This is a genomic window from Pseudomonas sp. FP2294 (assembly GCF_030687625.1).
Classification (GTDB): domain Bacteria; phylum Pseudomonadota; class Gammaproteobacteria; order Pseudomonadales; family Pseudomonadaceae; genus Aquipseudomonas; species Aquipseudomonas shahriarae.
Window position 1 is genome coordinate 5,101,422 of the sequence record NZ_CP117441.1, and the last position, 21,606, is coordinate 5,123,027.

The 21,606-nt window shown below is 60.1% G+C and carries 20 protein-coding genes; 13 read left to right on the forward strand and 7 right to left on the reverse strand.

Translation table 11 applies throughout. The features are described from left to right. Positions 1–6: 6 nt before the first annotated feature. Both PSH73_RS22960 and PSH73_RS22965 read right to left on the reverse strand, forming a co-directional pair. A complete protein-coding gene (locus tag PSH73_RS22960) occupies positions 7–723 on the reverse strand; it encodes an LrgB family protein (RefSeq protein WP_057960709.1) in 717 nt (238 codons plus the stop codon). Next, positions 720–1,082, reverse strand: coding sequence for a CidA/LrgA family protein (locus PSH73_RS22965; RefSeq protein WP_057438999.1), 363 nt, complete (start codon positions 1,080–1,082; stop codon positions 720–722). The genes PSH73_RS22960 and PSH73_RS22965 overlap by 4 nt, the downstream gene beginning before the upstream one ends. 207 nt (positions 1,083–1,289) lie before the next feature. Here PSH73_RS22965 and PSH73_RS22970 point away from each other — a divergent pair, with 207 nt between their 5' ends. The 3 genes from PSH73_RS22970 to PSH73_RS22980 all read left to right on the forward strand — a co-directional run bounded on the left by PSH73_RS22970 (position 1,290) and on the right by PSH73_RS22980 (position 4,273). Beyond that, a complete protein-coding gene (locus PSH73_RS22970; RefSeq protein WP_029292272.1) occupies positions 1,290–1,745 on the forward strand; it encodes a MaoC family dehydratase in 456 nt (151 codons plus the stop codon). Positions 1,746–1,883: 138 nt separating this feature from the next. Next, the gene (locus PSH73_RS22975; protein ID WP_057960710.1) at positions 1,884–3,602 is read left to right on the forward strand and encodes a C13 family peptidase; all 1,719 of its coding nucleotides are present in this window, start codon (positions 1,884–1,886) and stop codon (positions 3,600–3,602) included. Positions 3,603–3,631: 29 nt separating this feature from the next. Beyond that, positions 3,632–4,273, forward strand: coding sequence for an oxidoreductase (locus PSH73_RS22980; protein ID WP_186625022.1), 642 nt, complete (start codon positions 3,632–3,634; stop codon positions 4,271–4,273). Between the two features lie 127 nt (positions 4,274–4,400). Here the strand turns inward: PSH73_RS22980 and PSH73_RS22985 are convergent, their stop codons facing one another. The 5 genes from PSH73_RS22985 to PSH73_RS23005 form a co-directional block, all read right to left on the reverse strand. After that, positions 4,401–4,685: a YceK/YidQ family lipoprotein gene (locus PSH73_RS22985; protein ID WP_120734200.1), complete on the reverse strand. Its 285-nt coding sequence runs from the start codon at positions 4,683–4,685 to the stop codon at positions 4,401–4,403. After that, a complete protein-coding gene (ubiX, locus tag PSH73_RS22990) occupies positions 4,678–5,307 on the reverse strand; it encodes a flavin prenyltransferase UbiX (protein WP_038443595.1) in 630 nt (209 codons plus the stop codon). The genes PSH73_RS22985 and ubiX overlap by 8 nt, the downstream gene beginning before the upstream one ends. Then, the gene (gene mpl / locus PSH73_RS22995) at positions 5,304–6,653 is read right to left on the reverse strand and encodes a UDP-N-acetylmuramate:L-alanyl-gamma-D-glutamyl-meso-diaminopimelate ligase (protein ID WP_057960713.1); all 1,350 of its coding nucleotides are present in this window, start codon (positions 6,651–6,653) and stop codon (positions 5,304–5,306) included. The genes ubiX and mpl overlap by 4 nt, the downstream gene beginning before the upstream one ends. Positions 6,654–6,920: 267 nt before the next feature. Continuing rightward, the gene (locus tag PSH73_RS23000) at positions 6,921–8,042 is read right to left on the reverse strand and encodes a hypothetical protein (RefSeq protein ID WP_128593936.1); all 1,122 of its coding nucleotides are present in this window, start codon (positions 8,040–8,042) and stop codon (positions 6,921–6,923) included. A gap of 402 nt (positions 8,043–8,444) precedes the next feature. Then, positions 8,445–10,358 carry a sigma-54-dependent Fis family transcriptional regulator gene (locus PSH73_RS23005; RefSeq protein ID WP_198792015.1) on the reverse strand — a complete coding sequence of 638 codons (1,914 nt, stop codon included), beginning with the start codon at positions 10,356–10,358 and terminating at the stop codon, positions 8,445–8,447. A 291-nt stretch (positions 10,359–10,649) separates the two neighbouring features. Between PSH73_RS23005 and PSH73_RS23010 the strand changes: the two genes are divergently transcribed. The 10 genes from PSH73_RS23010 to PSH73_RS23055 all read left to right on the forward strand — a co-directional run bounded on the left by PSH73_RS23010 (position 10,650) and on the right by PSH73_RS23055 (position 21,586). Then, on the forward strand, positions 10,650–12,170 hold the full coding sequence (locus tag PSH73_RS23010) for an aldehyde dehydrogenase family protein (protein ID WP_057438993.1): 1,521 nt from the start codon (positions 10,650–10,652) through the stop codon (positions 12,168–12,170). 143 nt (positions 12,171–12,313) lie between these two features. Next, on the forward strand, positions 12,314–13,747 hold the full coding sequence (eat, locus tag PSH73_RS23015; protein ID WP_057438992.1) for an ethanolamine permease: 1,434 nt from the start codon (positions 12,314–12,316) through the stop codon (positions 13,745–13,747). A 51-nt stretch (positions 13,748–13,798) separates the two neighbouring features. Beyond that, a complete protein-coding gene (locus PSH73_RS23020; protein ID WP_057960716.1) occupies positions 13,799–15,193 on the forward strand; it encodes an ethanolamine ammonia-lyase subunit EutB in 1,395 nt (464 codons plus the stop codon). Next, positions 15,190–16,029, forward strand: a complete 840-nt coding sequence (eutC, locus tag PSH73_RS23025) for an ethanolamine ammonia-lyase subunit EutC (protein WP_057438991.1) — start codon at positions 15,190–15,192, stop codon at positions 16,027–16,029. The genes PSH73_RS23020 and eutC overlap by 4 nt, the downstream gene beginning before the upstream one ends. Positions 16,030–16,134: 105 nt before the next feature. Further along, a complete protein-coding gene (locus PSH73_RS23030) occupies positions 16,135–16,593 on the forward strand; it encodes an N-acetyltransferase (protein ID WP_057438990.1) in 459 nt (152 codons plus the stop codon). 299 nt (positions 16,594–16,892) lie between these two features. Next, positions 16,893–17,549, forward strand: a complete 657-nt coding sequence (locus tag PSH73_RS23035; RefSeq protein ID WP_038443607.1) for a DedA family protein — start codon at positions 16,893–16,895, stop codon at positions 17,547–17,549. Between the two features lie 6 nt (positions 17,550–17,555). Beyond that, positions 17,556–18,368 (forward strand): zinc-dependent peptidase, encoded by an 813-nt coding sequence (locus PSH73_RS23040; protein ID WP_305461404.1) that lies wholly within the window; start codon positions 17,556–17,558, stop codon positions 18,366–18,368. A 111-nt stretch (positions 18,369–18,479) separates the two neighbouring features. Continuing rightward, complete coding sequence (gene ppa, locus PSH73_RS23045; protein WP_003176323.1) at positions 18,480–19,007, forward strand: inorganic diphosphatase; 528 nt, start codon at positions 18,480–18,482, stop codon at positions 19,005–19,007. A 224-nt stretch (positions 19,008–19,231) separates the two neighbouring features. After that, entirely contained in the window at positions 19,232–19,990 is a 759-nt protein-coding gene (locus tag PSH73_RS23050) for an XRE family transcriptional regulator (RefSeq protein WP_128593451.1), read from the forward strand. A gap of 384 nt (positions 19,991–20,374) precedes the next feature. Next, the gene (locus tag PSH73_RS23055) at positions 20,375–21,586 is read left to right on the forward strand and encodes an integrase arm-type DNA-binding domain-containing protein (RefSeq protein WP_305461406.1); all 1,212 of its coding nucleotides are present in this window, start codon (positions 20,375–20,377) and stop codon (positions 21,584–21,586) included. Positions 21,587–21,606 lie beyond the last annotated feature (20 nt).

Sequence of the window (21,606 nt, forward strand, 5' to 3'; positions counted from 1 at the left end):
CCCGACTTAAATCGCCAAAGACACGGCCAATGGCAGGAATACTGCCGTAGCCACGCCCATCAAACTCATCGCCAATGCCGCAAAGGCGCCACACTCCTCGCTTTCCTGCAAGGCCACCGAGGTGCCGACCGCGTGGGCGGTCATGCCCAGGGCCATGCCCCGCGCCTCCGGGGTGTGCACGCCCAGGTACGACAGAAAGGCCGGCCCGATCATCGCCCCGATGACCCCGGTGATCAGCACGAACACCGCCGCCAGTGCCGCGACGCCGCCGATCTGCTCGGCCACCAGCATGGCGATGGGCGAGGTCACCGACTTGGGCGCCATGGTCATCAGCACCATGTGTTCGGCGCCAAACCACCAACCCAGCCCAATGCACAGGCCAGTGGCAAACACGCCCCCCACCACCAGCGTAGTAAAAATCGGCCAGAACAACTGGCGAATCCGTCGCAGGTTCAGGTACAGCGGCACCGCCAGTGCCACGGTGGCCGGGCCCAGCAGGATGCTCATGATCTCGGTACTTTTGCGGTATTCGACATAGGTCAGGCCGCACCCCAGCAACACGCCGATCACCAGCAACATCGAGACCAGCACCGGTTGCAGGAAGATCCAGCGAGTTTTCTCGAACCCCGCCAGCACCAGTTGATAGGCGCCCAGGGTAATGCCGATGCCAAACAAGGGATGGTGGATCACCGCAGCCCACGCGCCCTGCCAATCGAAGGTCATTGCCCCTCCTCCCGCTGTGCCTGGCGCTTGACCAGCTTTTGCATGAGCACGCCGACAAAGGCCATGGCAATCACCAGCGACAACACCAGCGCCCCGACGATGGCCCAGAAGTCGGCGGCAATGTCCTTGGCATACACCATCACCCCCACTGCCGGCGGCACCAGCAGCAACGGCAGGTAACGCAACAGGCTGCCGGCCGCCAGGCTCAGTGGCTCACCGACCTCGCCGCGCCACACCAGATACGCCAGCAGCAACAGCAGGCCGACAATCGGCCCCGGCAAAACCGGCAGGAACAAGTGATTGATTGCCGTGCCCAGCAATTGAAACAACACCAGCCATGTCAAACCGCGTAACAACATGGGTTTTTCTCCCCCAAAAGCCCGTGGGCATTATAAGCACGCCGCTCCTATGAACAGGCATTCGCCAAAAGCATGGTGGGTTGACCGGGCCATTTGCCCATGATGATCTACATTGGTTCTCTGCAAACCACCTAAAACAACAACCCCCTGCCGGCGCCAGCGTGCCCGTGCCGCCAGGGTGAGATAGATGAACCAAGGAGAGTCGCAATGCCCTTTGTACCTGTAGCGCAACTCAATGAATATGTCGGCAAGGAACTGGGACGTTCCGCATGGCTCACCATCGACCAGGAGCGTATCAACCTGTTCGCGGAAGCGACCGGCGATTTTCAGTTCATCCACGTCGACCCGGTAAAAGCCGCCCAGACTCCGTTTGGCAGCACCATAGCCCATGGCTTTCTGTCGCTGTCGCTGATCCCCAAATTGATCGAAGACATCCTGATCATGCCCGAGGGTTTGAAGATGGCGGTCAACTACGGCCTGGACAGCGTGCGCTTTATCCAGCCGGTGAAAGTCAACTCCAAGGTACGCCTGGCGGTGACCCTCACCGACGCCACCGAGAAAAAGCCTGGCCAGTGGCTGCTCAAGGCCACCTGCACCCTGGAAATCGACGGCCAGGAAAAACCGGCCTACATCGCCGAGTCGCTGTCACTGTGCTTCGTCTGACACACCTGTAGGAGCCGGCCTGCCGGCGATAGCGCCAGCAGCCGCGCCATCGCCGACAAGTCCTTATTCGCACACAGACCACTAGGTATAGCTTCCCCCGCTGCGGCATACTCGGCGCTCAATTACCCGGATCCCGCTATGCGCCCACTCGTCCCCCTTGCTCTCGCCTTGTTGCTCACCGCTTGCGGCGACGGCGAATCCCTGTTGCCGCCCGACGCCCGGCTGCCGGACGGCGGGCGTTATCGCGGGGATGTGGTCGATGGGCTGCTGCAAGGCCAGGGCCGGGTGGATTATCCCAACGGCAGTTGGTACGCCGGGCAATTCGACAAAGGCCAATGGCACGGCCAGGGCGAATGGCATGGCAGCAATGGCGAGGTTTATAAAGGCCAGTTCCAGCAGGGCCTGTTCGATGGCCAGGGCACCCTGACCACGGCGGCCAACACCTACGTCGGCGGCTTCAAGCAAGGCCGGCGCAACGGCGAAGGCACCCTCAAAGAGGGGCAAATGACCTATCGCGGCGAATTCAAAGACGACCAATACTCCGGCCTCGGCCGCCTGGAACTGCCCGACGGCAGCCAGTACCAGGGCCAATTTGCCCACGGCAAGCCCAACGGCGAAGGCCAGCGCAACGACGACAGCGGCAACCAGTTCAGCGGCCGTTTCGTCAATGGCCAACTGGAAGGCAACGGTACCTTCAACAGCGCCGAAGGCGACATGTACGTCGGCCACTTCAAGCAGAACCAACTCAACGGCAAGGGTCGTTACGAAAACGCCGACGGCGACGTGTGGACCGGTGAGTTCCGCGAAGGCGCCCTGAGCGGCAAGGGTGAGCTGACCGGCGTGGACGGCAGCCATTACATCGGGTACTTCAGTGACTGGCGCTTTACCGGTGAGGGGCGCCTGAACCTCAGCGATGGCAGCTTCTACATCGGCGGCTTCGACAACGACAGCTATCACGGCCAAGGCACCCTGGTACTCACCGATGGCACGGTGCAAGCAGGGACCTGGGCCAACGGCCTGCGCGTACGCGATGCCGACGGCAAGCTGTTGCCCGACACCCTGGAAGTCGGGGTGCTGGCCCAGGGCCGCTTGCTCGACGACGCCCTCGCCGCCGTGCCGGCATCCACCCCGGCTGTCGAGCTGTACAGCCTGGTGGTGGCCGGTGACGGCAAGCAAAGCGTATTCCTGCGCGAGGCCGACTACGTCAGCAACCTACTGAGCAGCCGCTTCGGCGCCCGCGGGCAGATCCGCCTGGTCAACCACCGCGACCATATCGCCTACCGCCCGATGGCGACCCGCGAAAGCCTGCGCCGCGCCGTGCAGACCCTGGCCGAGCGCGCCGGCCCCGAAGACCTGGTGTTTATCTACCTGACCAGCCACGGCACCCACGAACATCAACTGGTGCTCGACCAACCGCGCATGGAGCTGGCCGACCTGCCGAGCGACGAGCTGGCGGCGGTGATGGCGCCGCTGAAAAACCGCGACAAAGTCATCGTGATTTCCGCCTGCTACTCCGGCGGTTTCATCCCGGCGCTCAAGGATGAACACACCCTGATCATGACCGCCTCCCGCGCCGACCGCGTGTCGTTTGGCTGCTCGGAAGAAGCCGACTTCACCTACTTTGGCGACGCCCTGTTCGCCCAGGCCCTGACCCAGACCGACGATTTGCTGCACGCCTTCAAGCTGGCCCAACGGCATGTGACCGAACGGGAAATGGCGGACAACTTCGAAGCCTCCGAACCACAGATCTGGGCCCCCAAGAGTGTGATCGCCCGTTGGCAACAATTACGTAAACAGCAGGCACGAAAGGCGCTGGAAAGCGTCTCTATCAATAGCAAGGAAGCAAAGAGCAACTAAGCTGAAACTGTATCAAGGGGGGAAACACTATGTACTTGACGCCTCAGCATATATTGCTTGCCGGAGCCTCGGGCTTGACCGGGGAACATCTGCTGGACCGCCTGCTCAACGAGCCTACCGTCACCCGCGTATTGGCGCCCAGCCGCCGGCCACTGGCCGAACACCCGCGCCTGGAAAACCTGGTCGGCGACCCCAGCACATTGCTGCCACAACTGAGCGGCCGGGTCGACCTGGCCTTCTGCTGCCTAGGCACCACGCTTAAGCAGGCAGGTTCCGAGCAGGCGTTCCGCGCCGTAGACCTGGACCTGGTGGTGGCGTTCGGCAAGCGCGCCCGGGAGATGGGTGCACGGCATCTGATCGTGATCAGCGCGATAGGCGCCGACCCCAAATCCTCGGTGTTCTATAACCGGGTCAAGGGTGAGATGGAGCAGGCCTTGCAGGCTCAGGGCTGGCCACAACTGACCATCGTGCGGCCCTCGCTGCTACTGGGCGAGCGCCTGGAGACACGCTTGGCGGAGAAACTCGCAGGGCCGTTGTCGCGGCTGATTCCCGGCAAGTATCGTGGCATCGAAGTGTGCGAGCTGGCCCGGGCCATGTGGCGCCTGGCCCTGGAGGAGCAGGACGGGGTGCGGATTGTCGAGTCGGATGAGTTGCGTAAGCTCGGCAAGTGAATCTGCGGTGACCGGGCGGGCCTCATCGCGGGCAAGCCCGGCTCCCCCATGAATGCATTCACCGATCAAATGGGGGAGCTGGCTTGCCTGCGATGGGGCCCGCCCAGACCACAACCATCGCTACAGGCTACAACCCACCCGTCGCATTAAACCCAACCCCCAATACCGTCAACGCCGACAGCGGCAACAGCAGCGTGTCGAGCAGCGCGCTGGCCGGCAGGTCGAGGCCCGGGTAGCTCGGCGCTTCGGCGCCAAAACGGTCCATGGCACAGCAACCACCCTGCAGCGCATACAGATCCAGGCGCGTGCCCGCATACACCACTGGCGCACCGGGTTTCGCCGCATCCAGGGTGCGTACGGTGGCGCAGCCTGCCAGTTGCAGGCCCAGCACGATCAGCAGGACTTTATTCATCGCTGCTCAAATGATGCTCACCCCAGCGCGGCAACATGTCCTGGGGGATGTTCAGCAAGTTGAGAATCCGTGCCACCACGAAATCCACCAGGTCATCAATGGTCTGCGGCTGGTGATAAAAGCCCGGCGACGCCGGCAGGATGGTCACGCCCATATTCGACAGTTTGAGCATGTGCTCCAGGTGAATGCTCGAATACGGCGCCTCGCGCGGCACCAGGATCAACTGGCGGCGCTCCTTCAAGGTCACGTCCGCCGCGCGCTCGATCAGATTGTTGCAGGCACCGGTGGCGATCGCCGACAGGGTGCCGGTGGAACACGGCACCACCACCATTGCCGCCGGCGCACCGGAGCCGGAGGCCACGGGCGACATCCAGTCTTCCTTGCCATAGACCTTGATCTGCCCCGCCGCCGCACCGGTGTATTCGGTCAGGAAGGCCTGCATCATCTGCACCTTGGGCGGCAGCGAAACATCAGTCTCGGTGGCCATCACCAATTGCGCGGCCTTGGAAATCAGGAAATGCACCTCGCGGTCTTCGCGCACCAGGCAATCGAGCAAACGCAAGCCATAGGGCGCGCCGGAGGCGCCGGTCATCGCCAGCGTGATGCGCTCCGGCCCGCTCATTGCAGCGCCTCGGCGAGTTTGCCGTGCAGGCCGCCAAAGCCGCCATTGCTCATGATCACCACGTGGGTACCGGGCTTGGCCTGGCTTTTGACCCGTTCGATGATGCCTTCCAGGGAGTCGCTGACAATCGACGGCACCGTGCAAAGCCTGGCCACGGCTGCCAGGTCCCAACCCAGGTTGGCTGGCGCGTACCACACCACCTGGTCGGCATCGTTGACGCTTTCCGGCAGGCCATCACGGTGCGCGCCCAGCTTCATGGAGTTGGACCGCGGCTCGATAATCGCAATCACCGGCGCATCGCCAACGCGCTTGCGCAGGCCGTCGAGGGTGGTGGCGATCGCCGTGGGGTGGTGGGCGAAGTCGTCGTAGATGGTAATCCCGTTCACTTCGGCGACCTTTTCCATACGCCGCTTGACGCTCTTGAACGCGCTCAGCGCGGCAATGCCCATGGCCGGTACCACGCCGACATGCCGGGCTGCAGCCAGGGTCACCAGGGCGTTGGCGACGTTATGCTGGCCGGTCATGTCCCAATCGACGATGCCTTGGGCCTCGCCCTCAAACAGCACTTCGAATTGGCTGCCATCCTCGCTCAACAACTTGACCTGCCACTGCCCGCCGGCGCCAGTGGTTTGTACCGGCGTCCAGCAGCCCATCTCGATCACGCGCTGCAAAGCCGGCTCGGTGGTGGGGTGAATCACCAGGCCTTCGCTGGGAATGGTGCGTACCAGATGGTGGAATTGCCGCTCGATGGCCGGCAGATCAGGGAAGATGTCCGCATGATCGAACTCCAGGTTGTTCAAAATCGCCGTGCGCGGGCGGTAGTGAACGAACTTGGAGCGCTTGTCGAAGAAGGCGCTGTCGTATTCATCGGCCTCGATCACAAAAAACGGTGTATCGCCCAAACGCGCCGACACCGAGAAATTCTGTGGCACGCCGCCGATCAGGAAGCCGGGGCTCATGCCTGCATGTTCCAACACCCAGGCCAGCATGCTGCTGGTGGTGGTCTTGCCATGGGTACCGGCTACCGCCAGCACCCAACGGCCCTGCAGCACGTGATCGGCCAGCCATTGCGGGCCGGACACATAGGGCAGGCCTTTGTTCAGCACGTACTCCACGGCAGGGTTGCCACGGGACATGGCATTGCCGATCACCACCAGGTCCGGGACCGGATCGAATTGCGCCGGGTCGTAACCTTGGGTCAGCTCAATGCCCTGGGCCTGCAACTGCGTGCTCATGGGCGGATAGACGTTGGCATCGGAGCCGGTGACGTGATGCCCCAGCTCTTTGGCCAGGACCGCCATTGAGCCCATGAAGGTGCCGCAAATACCGAGAATATGAATGTGCATAGTCGACCTCGTAAAACATCGAGGCAGGTTAGCGTAGGGTGGGAAAATTCGCACTCTTTTAGCGATTAGCGTGCGATCTTTTCCGCCACTGAGCGTGGCGCTCACTGATAAACAGTCGAGGGACTTTTCTACTCTTTTTGCAATTCAGTACACTGGAATCAAGCCCGGCATTTAAGAACTCCCGCAAAATACCGGGCCTGACAGCTGCTACTTAGTAAAACATACAACCGAACTCAAACCACCGAACCAAAAGCAGACAGACCACTATCAAACTATCTCTTTCTTGCCTTTTGTTTCCACTTCCCGAATGGCAACCATCCTTGCAATGAAGTTATTGATTGTCTCGTTCCTTTTATCAAGTACATCCAGGCGACTGGTAACAGTTTTAGGCTCGACCACTGATTCTTCTTTATACGGCTTGAAAATAAAACCGTTTTCCGCAGCCGTCAGCTCCATATTTTTCTCTGCTGCGCCGTACAGCTCCTCAAGTTTTTTGATACGCGCATTTGTCTCGGTTGGCCAGTTCGGATCTTTCGTAAGAGCCTCACCATCCCCTCCCTCAGCCAGCAGTTGAATAGTGTTAACCGCGTACAGCAACTTTGTCTCGGCATTATCCAACCGCAACTTAATCATTGTGGCGTCTTGCTCTCCTGTACCGCCTGCCGCTGGCGTAACGCCATTGGATTGCTGACTCGGAGCCGGCTGGTGGGCCGGGGGCAATAATGGGGTAGTGGCGCTAAAGCTACCCTTGATGGTTTCACCGCTCCAAACCGATCCGGCATAAGTACCAATACTCAACGGAGTACTAACCAGGCCATTTACGGACGCATTCACAAAAGCATCGCGAGCTACAGTTTTCAAAGGTGTATCGGTTTTAAACACACCGGCCTTGACCAGGCGATCAGCCGCAATCAGATTGGTGGCAACATCGCCAAATGTCTTGGGTTGCGCAACCACGGGCTTGGGCCCAACGGGCAGTGAGGCGCCAGGGTGCTGCGTTTTGAACACAATGTCCCTGAAGTTAGCTATCCCCTTGCTGTTCGAGGCCCCTGCAGTCGGACGGGGAGCCACATTAGGCTTTACTGACGCTGTCTGTACAAATTTACCGGCGATCCCGTTAGAGGGGACTTTAAGGGCCTTTGATCCTGCGCTGGAAAACGGTCGAGGAAGGCGAGGGGATCCAAACCCGCGCCTGACTCGCACGGCGCCTTCACCCGAATTTTCACCCGTACTGTTCGCCTCGCTGGACGCCTGGGTGTCTGGAGTTTGCGCCGTTTCATCAAAGTAGGACGCACTTTTCGTAACGGCTGATGCCTGGTGCCGGGGCAAGCCATCCACGGGATCATTCACGTGCAACGGAACCGAAACAGGAAAACCTGAAATATTCATATTGCCACCTATATAGTAAAAAACACGTCAACGACGTGATTACTATCAATTTTATTCATCCCTAGTGTCAAAGCATCATAAACGATGAACCATCCCTTCCACTTGAGTATGAGATAGGCAGACTTCAGTTCCACACAACACACAAATTAAATGAACCATTACAACCAATAGCGTCACACCTCAACCGCAACACTTTTCACACCGACGAATCATGCAAACACCTAAAAACAATAAATGCATTAAATAATCACCCCGCCAAGTCGCAACCAGTAAGCTAGCAATCACACACAACTTCACAACAAATATATTAACCCCTATTACACCCATACCCATTGAACAGAGATCATGAGGGCGAATTGATCAGCACAGGCGTCAAAGCACAGGAGCGGTCTTTACCCTCGCTCAGCCCGCAGAACGCAACGCAATTCCATGCTTGCGCAGCTTGCGGTACAGCGTATTGCGGCTAATGCCCAACTGCTCTGCAGCAAGGGTCATATGCCAGCGCTGCTGCTCCAGCATGTTCAGCAATGCCAGCCGCTCGGCATCTTCCAACGGCTGCTTGACGACGGTTCGCGCCTGGACAGGCACCCGGCCAATTATCGCAGGCAGATCGCTCAACCCGACCCGTGCGCCCTCGCAGAGTGCAGCCAAAGTACGCAACACCGTGCGCATTTGTCGCACGTTACCCGGCCACGAGAAGTCCAACAGTGCCTGACGCGCATCGTCATCAAGTACGATTGTCTGCCCCTGCGCTTCCTGCGCCAGAAGAAAGTCCAGCAACTGCGACTTGTCAGTGCGCTCGCGCAACGGCGGCAAGGCGATTTCCAGGCCATTGAGCCGGTAATACAAGTCCTCGCGGAAACTGGCGTCACGCACACGTTCCTGCAAGTTGCGGTGCGTCGCGCTGATCACCCGCACGTCCACCGCTTGCGGCTCACCCCCAATGGGCACCACCAGCCGGTCTTCCAACACTCTTAGCAACCGGGTCTGCAACGCCAGCGGCATATCGCCGATTTCATCGAGGAACAAGGTACCGCCATCGGCCTGTTGCAGCTTGCCGCGCATGCCTTCCTTGCGGGAGCCGGTGAAACTGCCACCGCGATAACCGAACAATTCGCTCTCGATCAGGCTCTCTGGGATGGCCGCGCAGTTCAGGGCGACGAAGGGTTTGTCGGCACGCTGGCTGGCATGGTGCACGGCTTTGGCGAATGCCTCCTTGCCGGAGCCGGTTTCGCCATTGATCAGCAGCGGCACGTCGCGTTCAAAGACCCGCAGGGCCTTGCGAAAGTCATTCTGCAGCGCCTCATCGCCCAGGCAGATGCCCGGCACGCGCGGCCGCTCGACCTTGGCCGGCACCGGAACCCGTGGGCCGGGCGCCCGCCGGGCCTCGCCGCGCAACACCGCGAACAGGCTGCGCCCATCGCGGGTGCGCAGGGGCCAACTGGCGCTGGCGTTGGCACTGGCGCGGCCGAGCAAGTCATCCAGGCGGCAGTCGAAAAACATCTCCACCGGCAGGCCCAGCAAACGCCCGCGTGGCAGCCCCAGCAGGTTCTGCGCGCTTTGGTTGAGCGCACAGATCCGCCCTTCACCGTCGAACGCCAGCAGCCCTTCGCTGAACAGGCCCACGGATTCGGCCTGCAGGTGGAAACGCAGCAACCAGTGGTTTTCAAAGTGGCGCAGGAAGTAGCAGCTCTCGATCATCTTCGCCGACAGATTGACCAGCGCCATGGTATGGAACTGGCTCTGACGCGATACCGCCTCACGGGCCGAGGACACGTCCAACACTGCCAGCAGGTCGCCATGGGGGTCGAATACCGGGCTGGCGGAACAGGTCAGGCCGGTGTGGCGCCCGCGAAAGTGTTCGTCGCGATGAATGGTCAGGGCCTGGCGCTCCACCAGGCAGGTGCCGATGCCGTTGGTGCCTTCGCAGGCCTCGCTCCAGTCAGCGCCGAGCCATAGGCCGGCATGCTCGAACACCTTGCGCTCGCTAGGCGCGGTGACGCAGTTGAGGATCACCCCACGCGCATCGGTCAACAGCACCGCGTGCCCGGCGCCGGAAAGCTGTTGATGCAAATTGTTCATTTCGGTGCCGGCGATGTGCAGCACCTGCTGCAGGCGCTCGCGGCTTTCCAGCAGGCGATCGTGCTCCAGCACCGTGGGGGCAATGGTCAGTGCCGGGTCGAGGTGATAGTCCTCCAGGCAGCGCAGCCAGGAACGGGCAATCGAGGGATCGCTGCCGGGACCGTGCAGCGGGTCTTGCCCACGGGTGACCGTCAGGACTTGCCGGGCATGGCGGCTGAAATGATCGTTTTGCATCTTCTTATTGTTCTCCTGTTGCGTGGGACACACCGCGGACCGGGACGCCCAGCATCCTCCACGCCTTGGCGCATTGCAATCCCGGGGCGACCCATGGGTCACAGGTTGTATCGCCGGTGGCACAAACTGTCACCCCGACTGTCCCAAAGCTGTCACAGCAACGCCTTGCAACAAACCCTAAAGCCTTGATTTACCTGGCCTGCAGGGCGCTGGCCCGACCTTTGCTCTACGCTTTATCAAGCGCAGCCACGCTGCACTCCAATAAACATAAGAAGTCAGGAGATACCCACCATGCGTTATGCACACCCCGGTACTGAAGGCGCTATCGTTTCGTTCAAGGCCAAGTACGGTAACTACATCGGTGGCGAGTTTGTGGCCCCGATAGATGGCAACTACTTCACCAATACTTCGCCGGTAAACGGCAAGCCCATCGCCGAATTCCCACGTTCCACTGCCAAAGATATCGACAAGGCACTGGACGCCGCCCACGCCGCCGCTGATGCCTGGGGCAAGACCTCGGCCCAGGACCGCTCGCTGGTGCTGCTGAAAATCGCCGACCGCATCGAACAGAACCTCGAACTGCTGGCCATTACCGAAACCTGGGACAACGGCAAGGCCGTACGCGAAACCCTCAACGCCGATATCCCCCTGGCCGCTGACCACTTCCGCTACTTCGCCGGCTGCATCCGCGCCCAGGAAGGCAGCAGCGCCGAGATCAACGAACACACCGCCGCCTATCACTTCCACGAGCCCCTGGGTGTGGTCGGGCAGATCATCCCGTGGAACTTCCCGCTGCTGATGGCCGCCTGGAAACTCGCGCCCGCCCTGGCCGCCGGCAACTGCGTGGTACTCAAGCCTGCCGAGCAGACCCCGCTGGGCATCAACGTGCTGATGGAAGTGATCGGCGACCTGCTGCCACCGGGCGTGCTGAACGTGGTGCACGGCTTCGGCAAGGAAGCGGGCGAAGCCCTGGCGACCAGCAAGCGCATCGCCAAGATCGCCTTTACTGGCTCCACGCCGGTGGGTTCGCACATCATGCATTGCGCGGCCGAAAACATTATTCCGTCCACCGTTGAGCTGGGCGGCAAGTCGCCGAACATCTTCTTCGCCGACATCATGAAAGCCGAACCGCAATTTATCGAAAAGGCCGCCGAAGGCCTGGTGCTGGCGTTCTTCAACCAGGGCGAAGTGTGCACCTGCCCCTCCCGCGCGCTGGTGGAAGAGTCGATCTACGACGACTTCATGAAGGTGGTGATGAAGAAGGTCGAGTCGATCAAGCGTGGCGACCCGCTGGACACCGACACCATGGTGGGCGCCCAGGCGTCCGAGCAACAGTTCGACAAGATCCTGTCGTACCTGGAAATCGCCAAGGGCGAAGGCGCCGAGCTGCTGACTGGCGGCAAAGTGGAGAAGCTGACCGGCGACCTGGCAACCGGCTATTACATCCAGCCGACCCTGCTCAAGGGCACCAACAAGATGCGTGTGTTCCAGGAAGAAATCTTTGGCCCGGTGGTGAGCATCACCACCTTCAAGGACGAAGCCGAAGCCCTGGCGATCGCCAACGACACCGAGTTTGGCCTGGGTGCCGGCTTGTGGACCCGCGACATCAACCGCGCCTACCGCATGGGCCGGGCGATCAAGGCCGGGCGTGTGTGGACCAACTGCTACCACCTGTACCCGGCGCATGCCGCGTTTGGTGGTTACAAGAAGTCCGGTGTGGGCCGTGAGACGCACAAGATGATGCTGGATCACTATCAGCAGACCAAGAACCTGCTGGTGAGCTACGACATCAACCCACTGGGTTTCTTCTAACCCTCCCCCGCTCCCACACTTGAAATGCAATTAAATGTGGGAGCGGGCTTGCTCGCTCCCACACTTGGATCTTCATCAATAGTTGCGACGTGCATTCGGCAGACATCCGCCGAGTTAAAACAATAAAAACAAGGTACTTTCCCATGCCTAGCGAACCGACAGGATCCTCCGTCGACTTCGAAAAAGTCGGCTCCGAATACTTCCAACAACGAGAACTGAAAAAAGGCGCCGCCGGCTGGGTGCTATTAGTCGGCCTCGGCGTTGCCTATGTCATTTCCGGCGACTACGCCGGCTGGAACTTCGGCCTGGCCCAAGGCGGCTGGGGCGGGATGTTCCTCGCCACACTCCTGATGGCCACCATGTACTTGTGCATGTGTTTCTCCCTGGCCGAACTGTCCTCCATGATCCCTACCGCCGGTGGCGGCTATGGTTTTGCCCGCAGCGCCTTCGGCCCCTGGGGAGGATTTCTCACCGGCACGGCGATCCTGATCGAATACGCCATCGCCCCCGCCGCCATCGCGGTGTTTATCGGCGCCTATTGCGAATCACTGTTCGGCATTGGCGGCTGGATGATCTACCTGGCGTTCTACATCATCTTTATCGGCATCCATATCTTTGGCGTCGGTGAAGCGCTGAAGTTGATGTTTGTGATTACCGCCGTCGCCGCAATTGCCCTGGGCGTGTTCCTGGTGGCGATGGTGCCGCACTTCAACGTCGCCAATCTGCTGGACATTCCCGTGACCGAAGCCAAGGGCGCCAGCAGTTTCCTGCCGTTCGGCTATGTCGGCGTGTGGGCCGCGATTCCTTATGCGATCTGGTTCTTCCTCGCCGTCGAAGGCGTGCCCCTGGCTGCCGAAGAAACCAAGAACCCCAAGCGCGACCTGCCCCGCGGCCTGATCGGCGCGATTGTGGTGCTCACCAGCTTTGCCCTGCTGATCCTGGTGATTGCCCCCGGCGGCGCCGGCACCCTGGCGCTGATCAAGTCCGGCAACCCGTTGGTGGAATCCCTGGCCCTGGCCTACGGTGGCTCGACCTGGATGGGCAGCTTCGTCAACCTGGTGGGCCTGGCCGGACTGATCGCGAGCTTCTTCTCGATCATCTATGCCTACTCCCGGCAGATTTTCGCCCTGTCCCGCGCTGGCTACCTGCCGCGCAAACTGTCGCAAACCAATAAAAGCAAGGCACCGGTGCTGGCCCTGGTCATTCCCGGGATCATCGGTTTTGGCCTGTCGCTGACCGGCCAGGGCGACCTGCTGATCCTGGTGGCGGTGTTTGGCGCGACCATTTCCTACGTGCTGATGATGGCCGCGCACATCACCCTGCGCATCCGTCGCCCCAAAATGGAGCGCCCATACCGCACGCCGGGCGGCATCTTCACCTCGGGCCTGGCCCTGATACTGGCCTGCATCGCCGTGGTGGCGGGCTTCCTGGTGGATCCGCGCGTGGTGATTGGCGCGGCGATCATCTATGGAGTATTAATTGCTTACTTCGCTTTCTACAGTCGGCATCACTTGGTAGCAGGCACGCCGGAAGAAGAGTTCGCGGCGATCCAGGCCGCAGAGGCCGCCTTGCACTAACGCCGTAAACCACGGCGCGGGCCACCGCCCGCGTCGTCATGGAGAGTCTGTATGGCAAGTTTTTCCCACTCGGTCGGTGCATTGACCTACCGTTTCGACAGCCTCAAGGACGTGATGGCCAAGGCCAGTCCCGCCCGCTCCGGGGATTTTCTCGCCGGCGTCGCCGCACAGAACGACGGCGAACGTGTGGCGGCGCAAATGGCCCTGGCCAATATCCCGTTGAAGCACTTCCTGGAAGAGGCGCTGATCCCCTACGAAAGCGACGAAGTCACCCGGCTGATCATCGACACCCACGACCAGCAGGCCTTTGCCGTGGTCAGCCACCTGACCGTCGGCGGGCTGCGGGACTGGCTACTCAGTGACGCGGCCGACGAACACAGCCTGCGTGCACTGGCGCCGGGGTTGACCCCGGAAATGGCCGCCGCCGTGTCGAAGATCATGCGTGTGCAGGACCTGGTGCTGGTGGCGCAGAAGATCCGCGTCGTCACCCAGTTTCGCGGCACCATGGGCCTGCGCGGGCGCTTGTCCACGCGCCTGCAACCTAACCATCCGACGGATGAACCGGCGGGCATCGCCGCGAGCATCCTCGATGGGCTGCTGTACGGCAACGGCGACGCCATGATCGGCATCAACCCGGCCACCGACAGCATCGCCTCGATTTGCGCCATGCTGGAAATGCTCGACGCGATCATCCAGCGCTACGAGATCCCGACCCAGGCCTGTGTGCTGACCCACGTCACCACCTCCATCGAAGCGATCAACCGCGGCGTACCGCTGGACCTGGTGTTCCAGTCGATCGCCGGCACCGAGGCGGCCAACGCCAGCTTCGGGATCAACCTGAATGTGCTGCAGGAAGGCTACGACGCAGGCCTGAGCCTGAATCGCGGGACTCTGGGGCAAAACCTGATGTATTTCGAGACGGGCCAGGGCAGCGCCCTGTCGGCCAACGCGCATTTCGGGATTGATCAACAAACCTGCGAAACCCGTGCCTATGCTGTGGCGCGGCACTTCAAGCCATTTTTGGTCAACACGGTGGTCGGTTTTATCGGCCCCGAGTACCTGTACAACGGCAAGCAAATCATCCGCGCCGGCCTCGAAGACCATTTCTGCGGCAAGCTGCTCGGCGTGCCCATGGGTTGCGACATCTGCTACACCAACCATGCCGAAGCCGACCAGGACGATATGGACACCCTGCTGACCTTGCTGGGCGTAGCCGGAATCAATTTCATCATGGGCATCCCGGGTTCCGACGACATCATGCTCAACTACCAGACCACATCCTTCCACGACGCGCTCTACGCCAGGCAAACCCTGGGTTTAAAGCCCGCGCCGGAGTTTGAGCAGTGGCTGGCGAAAATGGGCATCTTCACGCAAGCCGATGGCAAGGTGCGGTTTGGTAACAACCTGCCACCAGCCTTCCGCCACGCCTTGGCGCAATTGGGATGAAGGAACCTCCAGTGCAAATCGACACACCTGAAAGCGATAACCCCTGGCTGGAGCTGCGGCGCCTGACCCCGGCGCGAATCGCCCTGGGCCGCACCGGCACCAGTATTCCCACCGGCGCGCAACTGGACTTCCAGTTCGCCCATGCCCAGGCCCGCGACGCGGTACACCTACCGTTTGACCATACCGGCCTGAGCAGCCAGATGGCCGAGCGCGGCCGCGATAGCCTGTTGCTGCACAGCGCCGCGCCCGACCGCCACAGCTACCTGCAACGCCCGGACCTGGGACGGCGCCTAAGCGATGAGTCGGCCCAGACCCTGCGCGACTACGCCCAGGCCAACCCGGGCGGTGTGGACCTGGCGGTGGTAGTGGCCGATGGTTTATCGGCGCTGGCGGTGCATAAACACACCGTGCCGTTTCTGACACGCATGGAAGAACAGACCCACGCTGAAGGCTGGTCCTTGTCGCCGGTGATCCTGGTGGAACAAGGCCGGGTGGCGGTGGCCGATGAGATCGGCCAGTTACTCGGGGCAAAAATGGTGGTGATCCTGATCGGCGAGCGGCCAGGGCTCAGCTCGCCGGACAGCCTGGGGCTGTACTTCACCTATAACCCCAAGGTCGGCCTGACCGACGCCTACCGCAACTGTATTTCCAATGTGCGCCTGGAGGGTCTGAGCTACGGCATGGCCGCGCACCGCCTGCTGTACCTGATGCGCGAGGCCTGTCGGCGGCAGTTGTCGGGGGTCAATCTCAAGGATGAGGCGCAGGTTCAGACCCTGGAATCGGATGATCCGGACCTGATGAAAGGCAATTTCCTGCTCAGCCCAACCAAGGACTGATGCCGGCACGATTGCGATTTTTCACCGCTTTAGGCAGCATCAAGCAGCGGGCGCCCGAGTAATGGACCGTTTGCCGTTGTATTCCTATAGAAGTTGAGGCCTAGCATGCGGATTACTCAAGCGACTCTGGAACACCTGGACCTGTTGACCCCATTATTCGTCAAATACCGCGAGTTCTATGGCGCGCTGCCCTTTCCGGACTCCTCCCGGGCGTTTCTGGAGAAGCGTCTGCGGCGCAAGGAGTCGGTGATCTACCTGGCGCTGCCGGATGACGACGACAGCAAGCTGCTGGGCTTCTGCCAGCTGTATCCGAGCTTTTCTTCGCTGTCGTTGAAACGGGTGTGGATCCTCAATGACATCTACGTCGCCGAGGACGCCCGCCGCCAACTGGTGGCCGACAACCTGATGCGCGCCGCGAAAAAAATGGCCAAGGAAACCAATGCCGTGCGTTTGCGCGTGTCCACCAGCAGTAATAACGCGGTGGCGCAGAAGACCTATGAGTCCATGGGCTTTCGCGAAGATACCGAGTTCAAGAACTACACATTGCCGATCAGCGAAGACTGAAGCCATTCGCCCAAACACCCAAAAAATGTGTGCGGGCTTGCTCGCGATAGCGGTGGTTCAGTTGATGTATTTTTAACTGACCCACCGTTATCGCGAGCAAGCCCGCTCCCACATTTGGATCAGTGCTAGCCAGAATAGCCGCGACATCCCCCGCTACAAAACCAGCACGCTTTTCATCACTCAGTCCGTATAATGCCGACGTTTTAGGGTTGTAGGAAAAACGGCATACACACGTAGCCTTATTGCCCGAAGCCTCCGCACAGGCCCGCTGAGTCGGGCCATTCACACAGGTGCCATCCATGGATTTCAACCCGCTCGACCTTATCCTGCATCTCGACGTGTACCTCGACTTGCTGGTAACCAATTACGGTCCGTGGATCTACGCCATCCTGTTCCTGGTGATTTTTTGCGAAACCGGCCTGGTGGTCATGCCGTTCCTGCCCGGCGATTCCCTGCTGTTTATTGCGGGCGCCGTCGCTGCCGGTGGCGGCATGGACCCGGTCCTGCTGGGCGGCCTGCTGATGCTGGCGGCGATCCTCGGTGACAGCACCAACTATGTGATCGGCCGCACCGCCGGGGAACGCTTGTTCAGCAACCCCAATTCGAAAATCTTCCGCCGCGACTACCTGCAAAAGACCCACGACTTCTACGACAAGCACGGCGGCAAAACCGTGACCCTGGCGCGCTTCCTGCCGATCCTGCGCACCTTCGCGCCGTTCGTCGCCGGTGTCGCCAAAATGCCGTATCCGCGCTTTTTCGGCTTCAGCGTGCTGGGCACCATCCTCTGGGTCGGTGGCCTGGTCACCCTCGGCTACTTCTTCGGTAACGTACCGTTCATCAAGAAAAACCTGTCGCTGCTGGTGGTGTTCATCATCCTGCTGTCGCTGGTGCCAATGATCATTGGCGTGGCCCGCAGCCGCTTTGGCCGCACCTCCTCCGAAGCCAAGCCGCACTGATCGGCCATGTGGTCCCTCAGCGCCTGGCGTCGCCGGCGCCTCCTGGCCAAGCACCCGGTTGCCGATGAAACGTGGCAACGGGTGCGCCATCACCTGACCTTCCTCGACGGCATCAGCGCCGAACAGGACCAATGGTTACGTGAGGCCAGCGTGCTGTTCCTCGCCGAAAAACACCTGACTGCCCTGCCCGGCGTCGATCTGCACCAGGAACAACGCCTACTGCTCGCCGCCCAGGCCCAACTGCCGCTGATGAACCTGGGCGAGTTGGAGTGGTACCAGGGCTTCCATGAAATCATTCTCTACCCCGATGACTTTCGCAGCCCCCAGCGCCATCGCGACGCCAGCGGCCTGGAACATGAATGGGATGGCGAGCACAGCGGCGAAGCCTGGCAGCAAGGCCCGGTGATCCTCGCCTGGCCGGGCGTACTGGCCAGCGGCAATTGGGAAGGCTACAACCTGGTGATCCACGAACTGGCGCATAAGCTCGACATGCTCAATGGCGACGCCAACGGCCTGCCGCCGCTGCACAGCGACATGCGCGTCCAGGAGTGGGCCAGCGTGATGCAGAGCGCGTTTGATGACCTCAACCGCCAGCTCGACCACAACCCCGACGCCGAAACCGCCATCGACCCGTATGCCGCGGAAAACCCGGCAGAGTTTTTTGCGGTCACCAGCGAATATTTTTTCAGCGCCCCGGATTTGCTGGTGGACAGTTATCCACAGGTCTACGGGCAACTGAGCCAGTTTTACCGCCAGGATCCACTGGCACGCCTGAAACATCTGCAAGCCAGCGACCCGCGCTATCAGACTGAAGGCTAAGTACCGTACGACGTCTGGCGCGTGGCATCGGCGCAGGAATATGCCTATAATCGCCGCCACTTTTAGGCCAATCCGGCCAATTTACTTGGCCAACTACGGGGGCAACGCCCAATGAGCTATAGCAAGATTCCGGCTGGCAAAGACCTGCCGAACGACATCTACGTCGCCATCGAGATTCCGGCCAACCATGCGCCGATCAAGTACGAAATCGACAAAGACAGCGACTGCCTGTTCGTTGACCGTTTCATGGCCACCCCGATGTTCTACCCGGCCAACTACGGTTTTATCCCCAACACCCTGGCTGACGACGGCGACCCCCTCGACGTGCTGGTCGTGACCCCTTACCCGGTCACCCCAGGCTCGGTCATCCGCGCCCGCCCGGTTGGCATCCTGAACATGACCGACGACGGCGGCGGCGATGCCAAAGTCATCGCAGTGCCACACGACAAGCTGTCCCAGCTGTACGTCGATGTGAAGGAATACACCGACCTGCCGCCGCTGTTGCTGGAGCAGATCAAGCACTTCTTCGAGAACTACAAAGACCTCGAAAAAGGCAAATGGGTGAAGATCGACGGTTGGGGCAACGCAGACGCCGCCCGTGCCGAGATCATGAAGTCGGTAGCTGCCTACAAAGGCTGATACCGCTACTCATTGCCACGGCAATCTAAAAAAGCCCCGATCACTCGGGGCTTTTTTGTGGGAAAAAATAAACAACAAGTTCAATTAAATAAACAAAACAACAACTAACGTTTAACTAGACAGAATCTAGCCAAGATTTTACTTGCAATAAGGAAACACCTACATACACCAACTCAACGTATGGTTTATTTGATCTTGTTTTCCGGACAGTAAACTCTGCGTTTATGAATACATCAGGTGATCGCTTAAGAATGTTACTTCGGGAAGTTCATCTTTCCGCATCCGACTTCGCCAAGAATCGCGACGTCACGCCCCAGCATGTGAACAACTGGTTCAAGCGCGGCGTGCCCTTGGCCCGGCTCGACGAAATAGCAGAACTGCTGTGTGTCACCAGCCGCTGGCTACGTACCGGCGAAGGCCCTAAACACCCGCCGACCAACCTCCAGCTGGAAGGCCCCAACCACGGAAACAGCGCTACCGCCCGCGAAGACTGCGGCCATTACCTCTGCGGCCCCAATAGCGGCCCGGAAAAGATCGACGTGGAGATCCCCCTCCACGCCTCATTCAACTCCCAGGAAAGCCTGCGCCTCTCCCTGCGCACCCTGGAACAACTCAACGTCACCGCAGACCGCGCCCTGGGGGCCTACATGGTCGGCAACAGCATGATCGACATCATCCAGGATGGCGCCATCCTCGCCATCGACCGCGGCCGCACCCAAATCATCGACGGCGAAATCTACGCCCTCGAACACCACGGCATGCTGCGCATCAAATACCTCTACAACCGCCCCGGCGGCGGCCTGCGCATGCGCAGCCACAACAACAGCGAACACCCCGACGAATTCCTGACCTACGACCAGCGCTTCGAGCAAAACGTACACATCCTGGGCTGGGTATTCTGGTGGTCCACCCTCAACAACCGCCGCCCACCGGTCCCGCTGGACGAACACTTGACAGGCTACGACGGCTCTAAATCAGACTAGACGCTGGGAAACTGCGGGGAATGTGAGTATCATGCGCGGCACATTTGGCAGGGGTTGGCGTGAAGCCAGCACACCCTGCCCGGCGATGCGGAGGAGTTCCCGCTGATGCCCCCCTCTATCACTTGGGCGAGCGCTTGAGTGAACGATTGAAGGCTGGTGAGGTTTACCAAAAATAGACTTAACCAGTCCCCGAGAAGCCGGCCACAAGCCGGCTTTTTAATGTCTGAAATAATCCTATCCCATCCAAGAATCTTCCTGATAGCTTAGCTATTCCGGGGCTTTCAGGCATTCCCTTGTCCAATGGCGCTCAACGCCATTTAACCTCATCCGACGACGAAGTGGGGGGACAGGTGGGGGGACAAAAAGGACAACAGGGGAAATCCAATGGGTAAGCTGAATCCGAAACAAGTCGAAAACCTGACCGAACCTGGCACCTATGAAGATGGTGATGGCCTACGGCTGGAGGTCAAACCTAGCGGAAGTAAATCCTGGACACTTCGCTTCCAACTGGCAGGTCGCCGCAGAGAGATGGGCTTGGGCTCATTCCCTGAAGTGAGCCTCAAGAAGGCGAGACAAGACGCCAGCGCCAAACGCACCCAATTGAGCGACGGTATAGATCCCTTAGCCGCTCGCGACATCGAACGCGCGGCCCAACGTGAAGCACAACGAACTAGCGAAGCGAAACAGCTGAAGTTCGAGACACTCGCGAAGGAATACTGCGAGGCACACGGAGGTACCTGGTCAGATAAGTGGCGTAAAGGCTGGCTACGAAAGCTGGAGCTGTATGCGTTTGACCATATCGGCAAGCTGTCAGCCGAGGAGATCGGTACCCCTCAGGTACTCAAGGTGCTGCAACCGATCTGGGCCACCAAGACCAGAACTGCCGACGAGGTACGTGGACAGATTGAACAGGTCCTGGACGCCGCCAAGTCACGTAACCTGCGGGAGGGCGAAAATCCCGCTAGGTGGCGTGGTCACTTAGACAATCTGTTGAGTCGTGCTGAAAAGAAGAAGGCTCGGAAACGCGAGCACTTTGAAGCCTTGCGGTGGCAGGACGTGCCAGCCCTGTTGACCAAACTCAAAGCGGACAACACACCAGCATCCTTTGCCGCTCAACTGCTGATCATGACCAGCGCACGCGCCCACATGGTGAGGTTTGCTCGTTGGGATGAGTTTGATTTGGAGGCTGGTACTTGGTCGCTGCCAGATGAGCGAATGAAGATGCGAGTAGCTTTTGTAATCCCGCTTGCCGAAGAAGTCGTCACGCTAGTGAAGAGCCTTGAGCGGGGAGAGAGCTCGTTTCTATTTCCAGGTCAGGGGAAGTCAGGCGTCATGCACGCAAACGCCATACGAACGCTCCTACACGGCATGGAATACAAACACATTACGCGACACGGCTTTCGTTCATCATTCAGAGACTGGGCCGGGGAATGTACCCACTACCCTCGTGAGGTTTGCGAGATGGCTCTGGCGCATGATGAACGCGACCAGACTGAAGGGGCCTATTCGCGTTCGGACTTTCTCGATAAACGCCGATTACTCATGAGAGACTGGGCACTGTACGTACATTCCACCAACGAGCCCTCGATCTCATAAAACTAATCCAGGACTGGCAT

Bases quoted from the DNA above. Each gene is read 5' to 3' on its own strand.
- PSH73_RS22960 (WP_057960709.1), bottom strand. From the start codon at position 723: ATGACCTTCGATTGGCAGGGCGCGTGGGCTGCGGTGATCCACCATCCC.
- PSH73_RS22965 (WP_057438999.1), bottom strand. From the start codon at position 1,082: ATGTTGTTACGCGGTTTGACATGGCTGGTGTTGTTTCAATTGCTGGGC.
- PSH73_RS22970 (WP_029292272.1), top strand. From the start codon at position 1,290: ATGCCCTTTGTACCTGTAGCGCAACTCAATGAATATGTCGGCAAGGAA.
- PSH73_RS22975 (WP_057960710.1), top strand. From the start codon at position 1,884: ATGCGCCCACTCGTCCCCCTTGCTCTCGCCTTGTTGCTCACCGCTTGC.
- PSH73_RS22980 (WP_186625022.1), top strand. From the start codon at position 3,632: ATGTACTTGACGCCTCAGCATATATTGCTTGCCGGAGCCTCGGGCTTG.
- PSH73_RS22985 (WP_120734200.1), bottom strand. From the start codon at position 4,685: ATGAATAAAGTCCTGCTGATCGTGCTGGGCCTGCAACTGGCAGGCTGC.
- ubiX (WP_038443595.1), bottom strand. From the start codon at position 5,307: ATGAGCGGGCCGGAGCGCATCACGCTGGCGATGACCGGCGCCTCCGGC.
- mpl (WP_057960713.1), bottom strand. From the start codon at position 6,653: ATGCACATTCATATTCTCGGTATTTGCGGCACCTTCATGGGCTCAATG.
- PSH73_RS23000 (WP_128593936.1), bottom strand. From the start codon at position 8,042: ATGAATATTTCAGGTTTTCCTGTTTCGGTTCCGTTGCACGTGAATGAT.
- PSH73_RS23005 (WP_198792015.1), bottom strand. From the start codon at position 10,358: ATGCAAAACGATCATTTCAGCCGCCATGCCCGGCAAGTCCTGACGGTC.
- PSH73_RS23010 (WP_057438993.1), top strand. From the start codon at position 10,650: ATGCGTTATGCACACCCCGGTACTGAAGGCGCTATCGTTTCGTTCAAG.
- eat (WP_057438992.1), top strand. From the start codon at position 12,314: ATGCCTAGCGAACCGACAGGATCCTCCGTCGACTTCGAAAAAGTCGGC.
- PSH73_RS23020 (WP_057960716.1), top strand. From the start codon at position 13,799: ATGGCAAGTTTTTCCCACTCGGTCGGTGCATTGACCTACCGTTTCGAC.
- eutC (WP_057438991.1), top strand. From the start codon at position 15,190: ATGAAGGAACCTCCAGTGCAAATCGACACACCTGAAAGCGATAACCCC.
- PSH73_RS23030 (WP_057438990.1), top strand. From the start codon at position 16,135: ATGCGGATTACTCAAGCGACTCTGGAACACCTGGACCTGTTGACCCCA.
- PSH73_RS23035 (WP_038443607.1), top strand. From the start codon at position 16,893: ATGGATTTCAACCCGCTCGACCTTATCCTGCATCTCGACGTGTACCTC.
- PSH73_RS23040 (WP_305461404.1), top strand. From the start codon at position 17,556: ATGTGGTCCCTCAGCGCCTGGCGTCGCCGGCGCCTCCTGGCCAAGCAC.
- ppa (WP_003176323.1), top strand. From the start codon at position 18,480: ATGAGCTATAGCAAGATTCCGGCTGGCAAAGACCTGCCGAACGACATC.
- PSH73_RS23050 (WP_128593451.1), top strand. From the start codon at position 19,232: ATGAATACATCAGGTGATCGCTTAAGAATGTTACTTCGGGAAGTTCAT.
- PSH73_RS23055 (WP_305461406.1), top strand. From the start codon at position 20,375: ATGGGTAAGCTGAATCCGAAACAAGTCGAAAACCTGACCGAACCTGGC.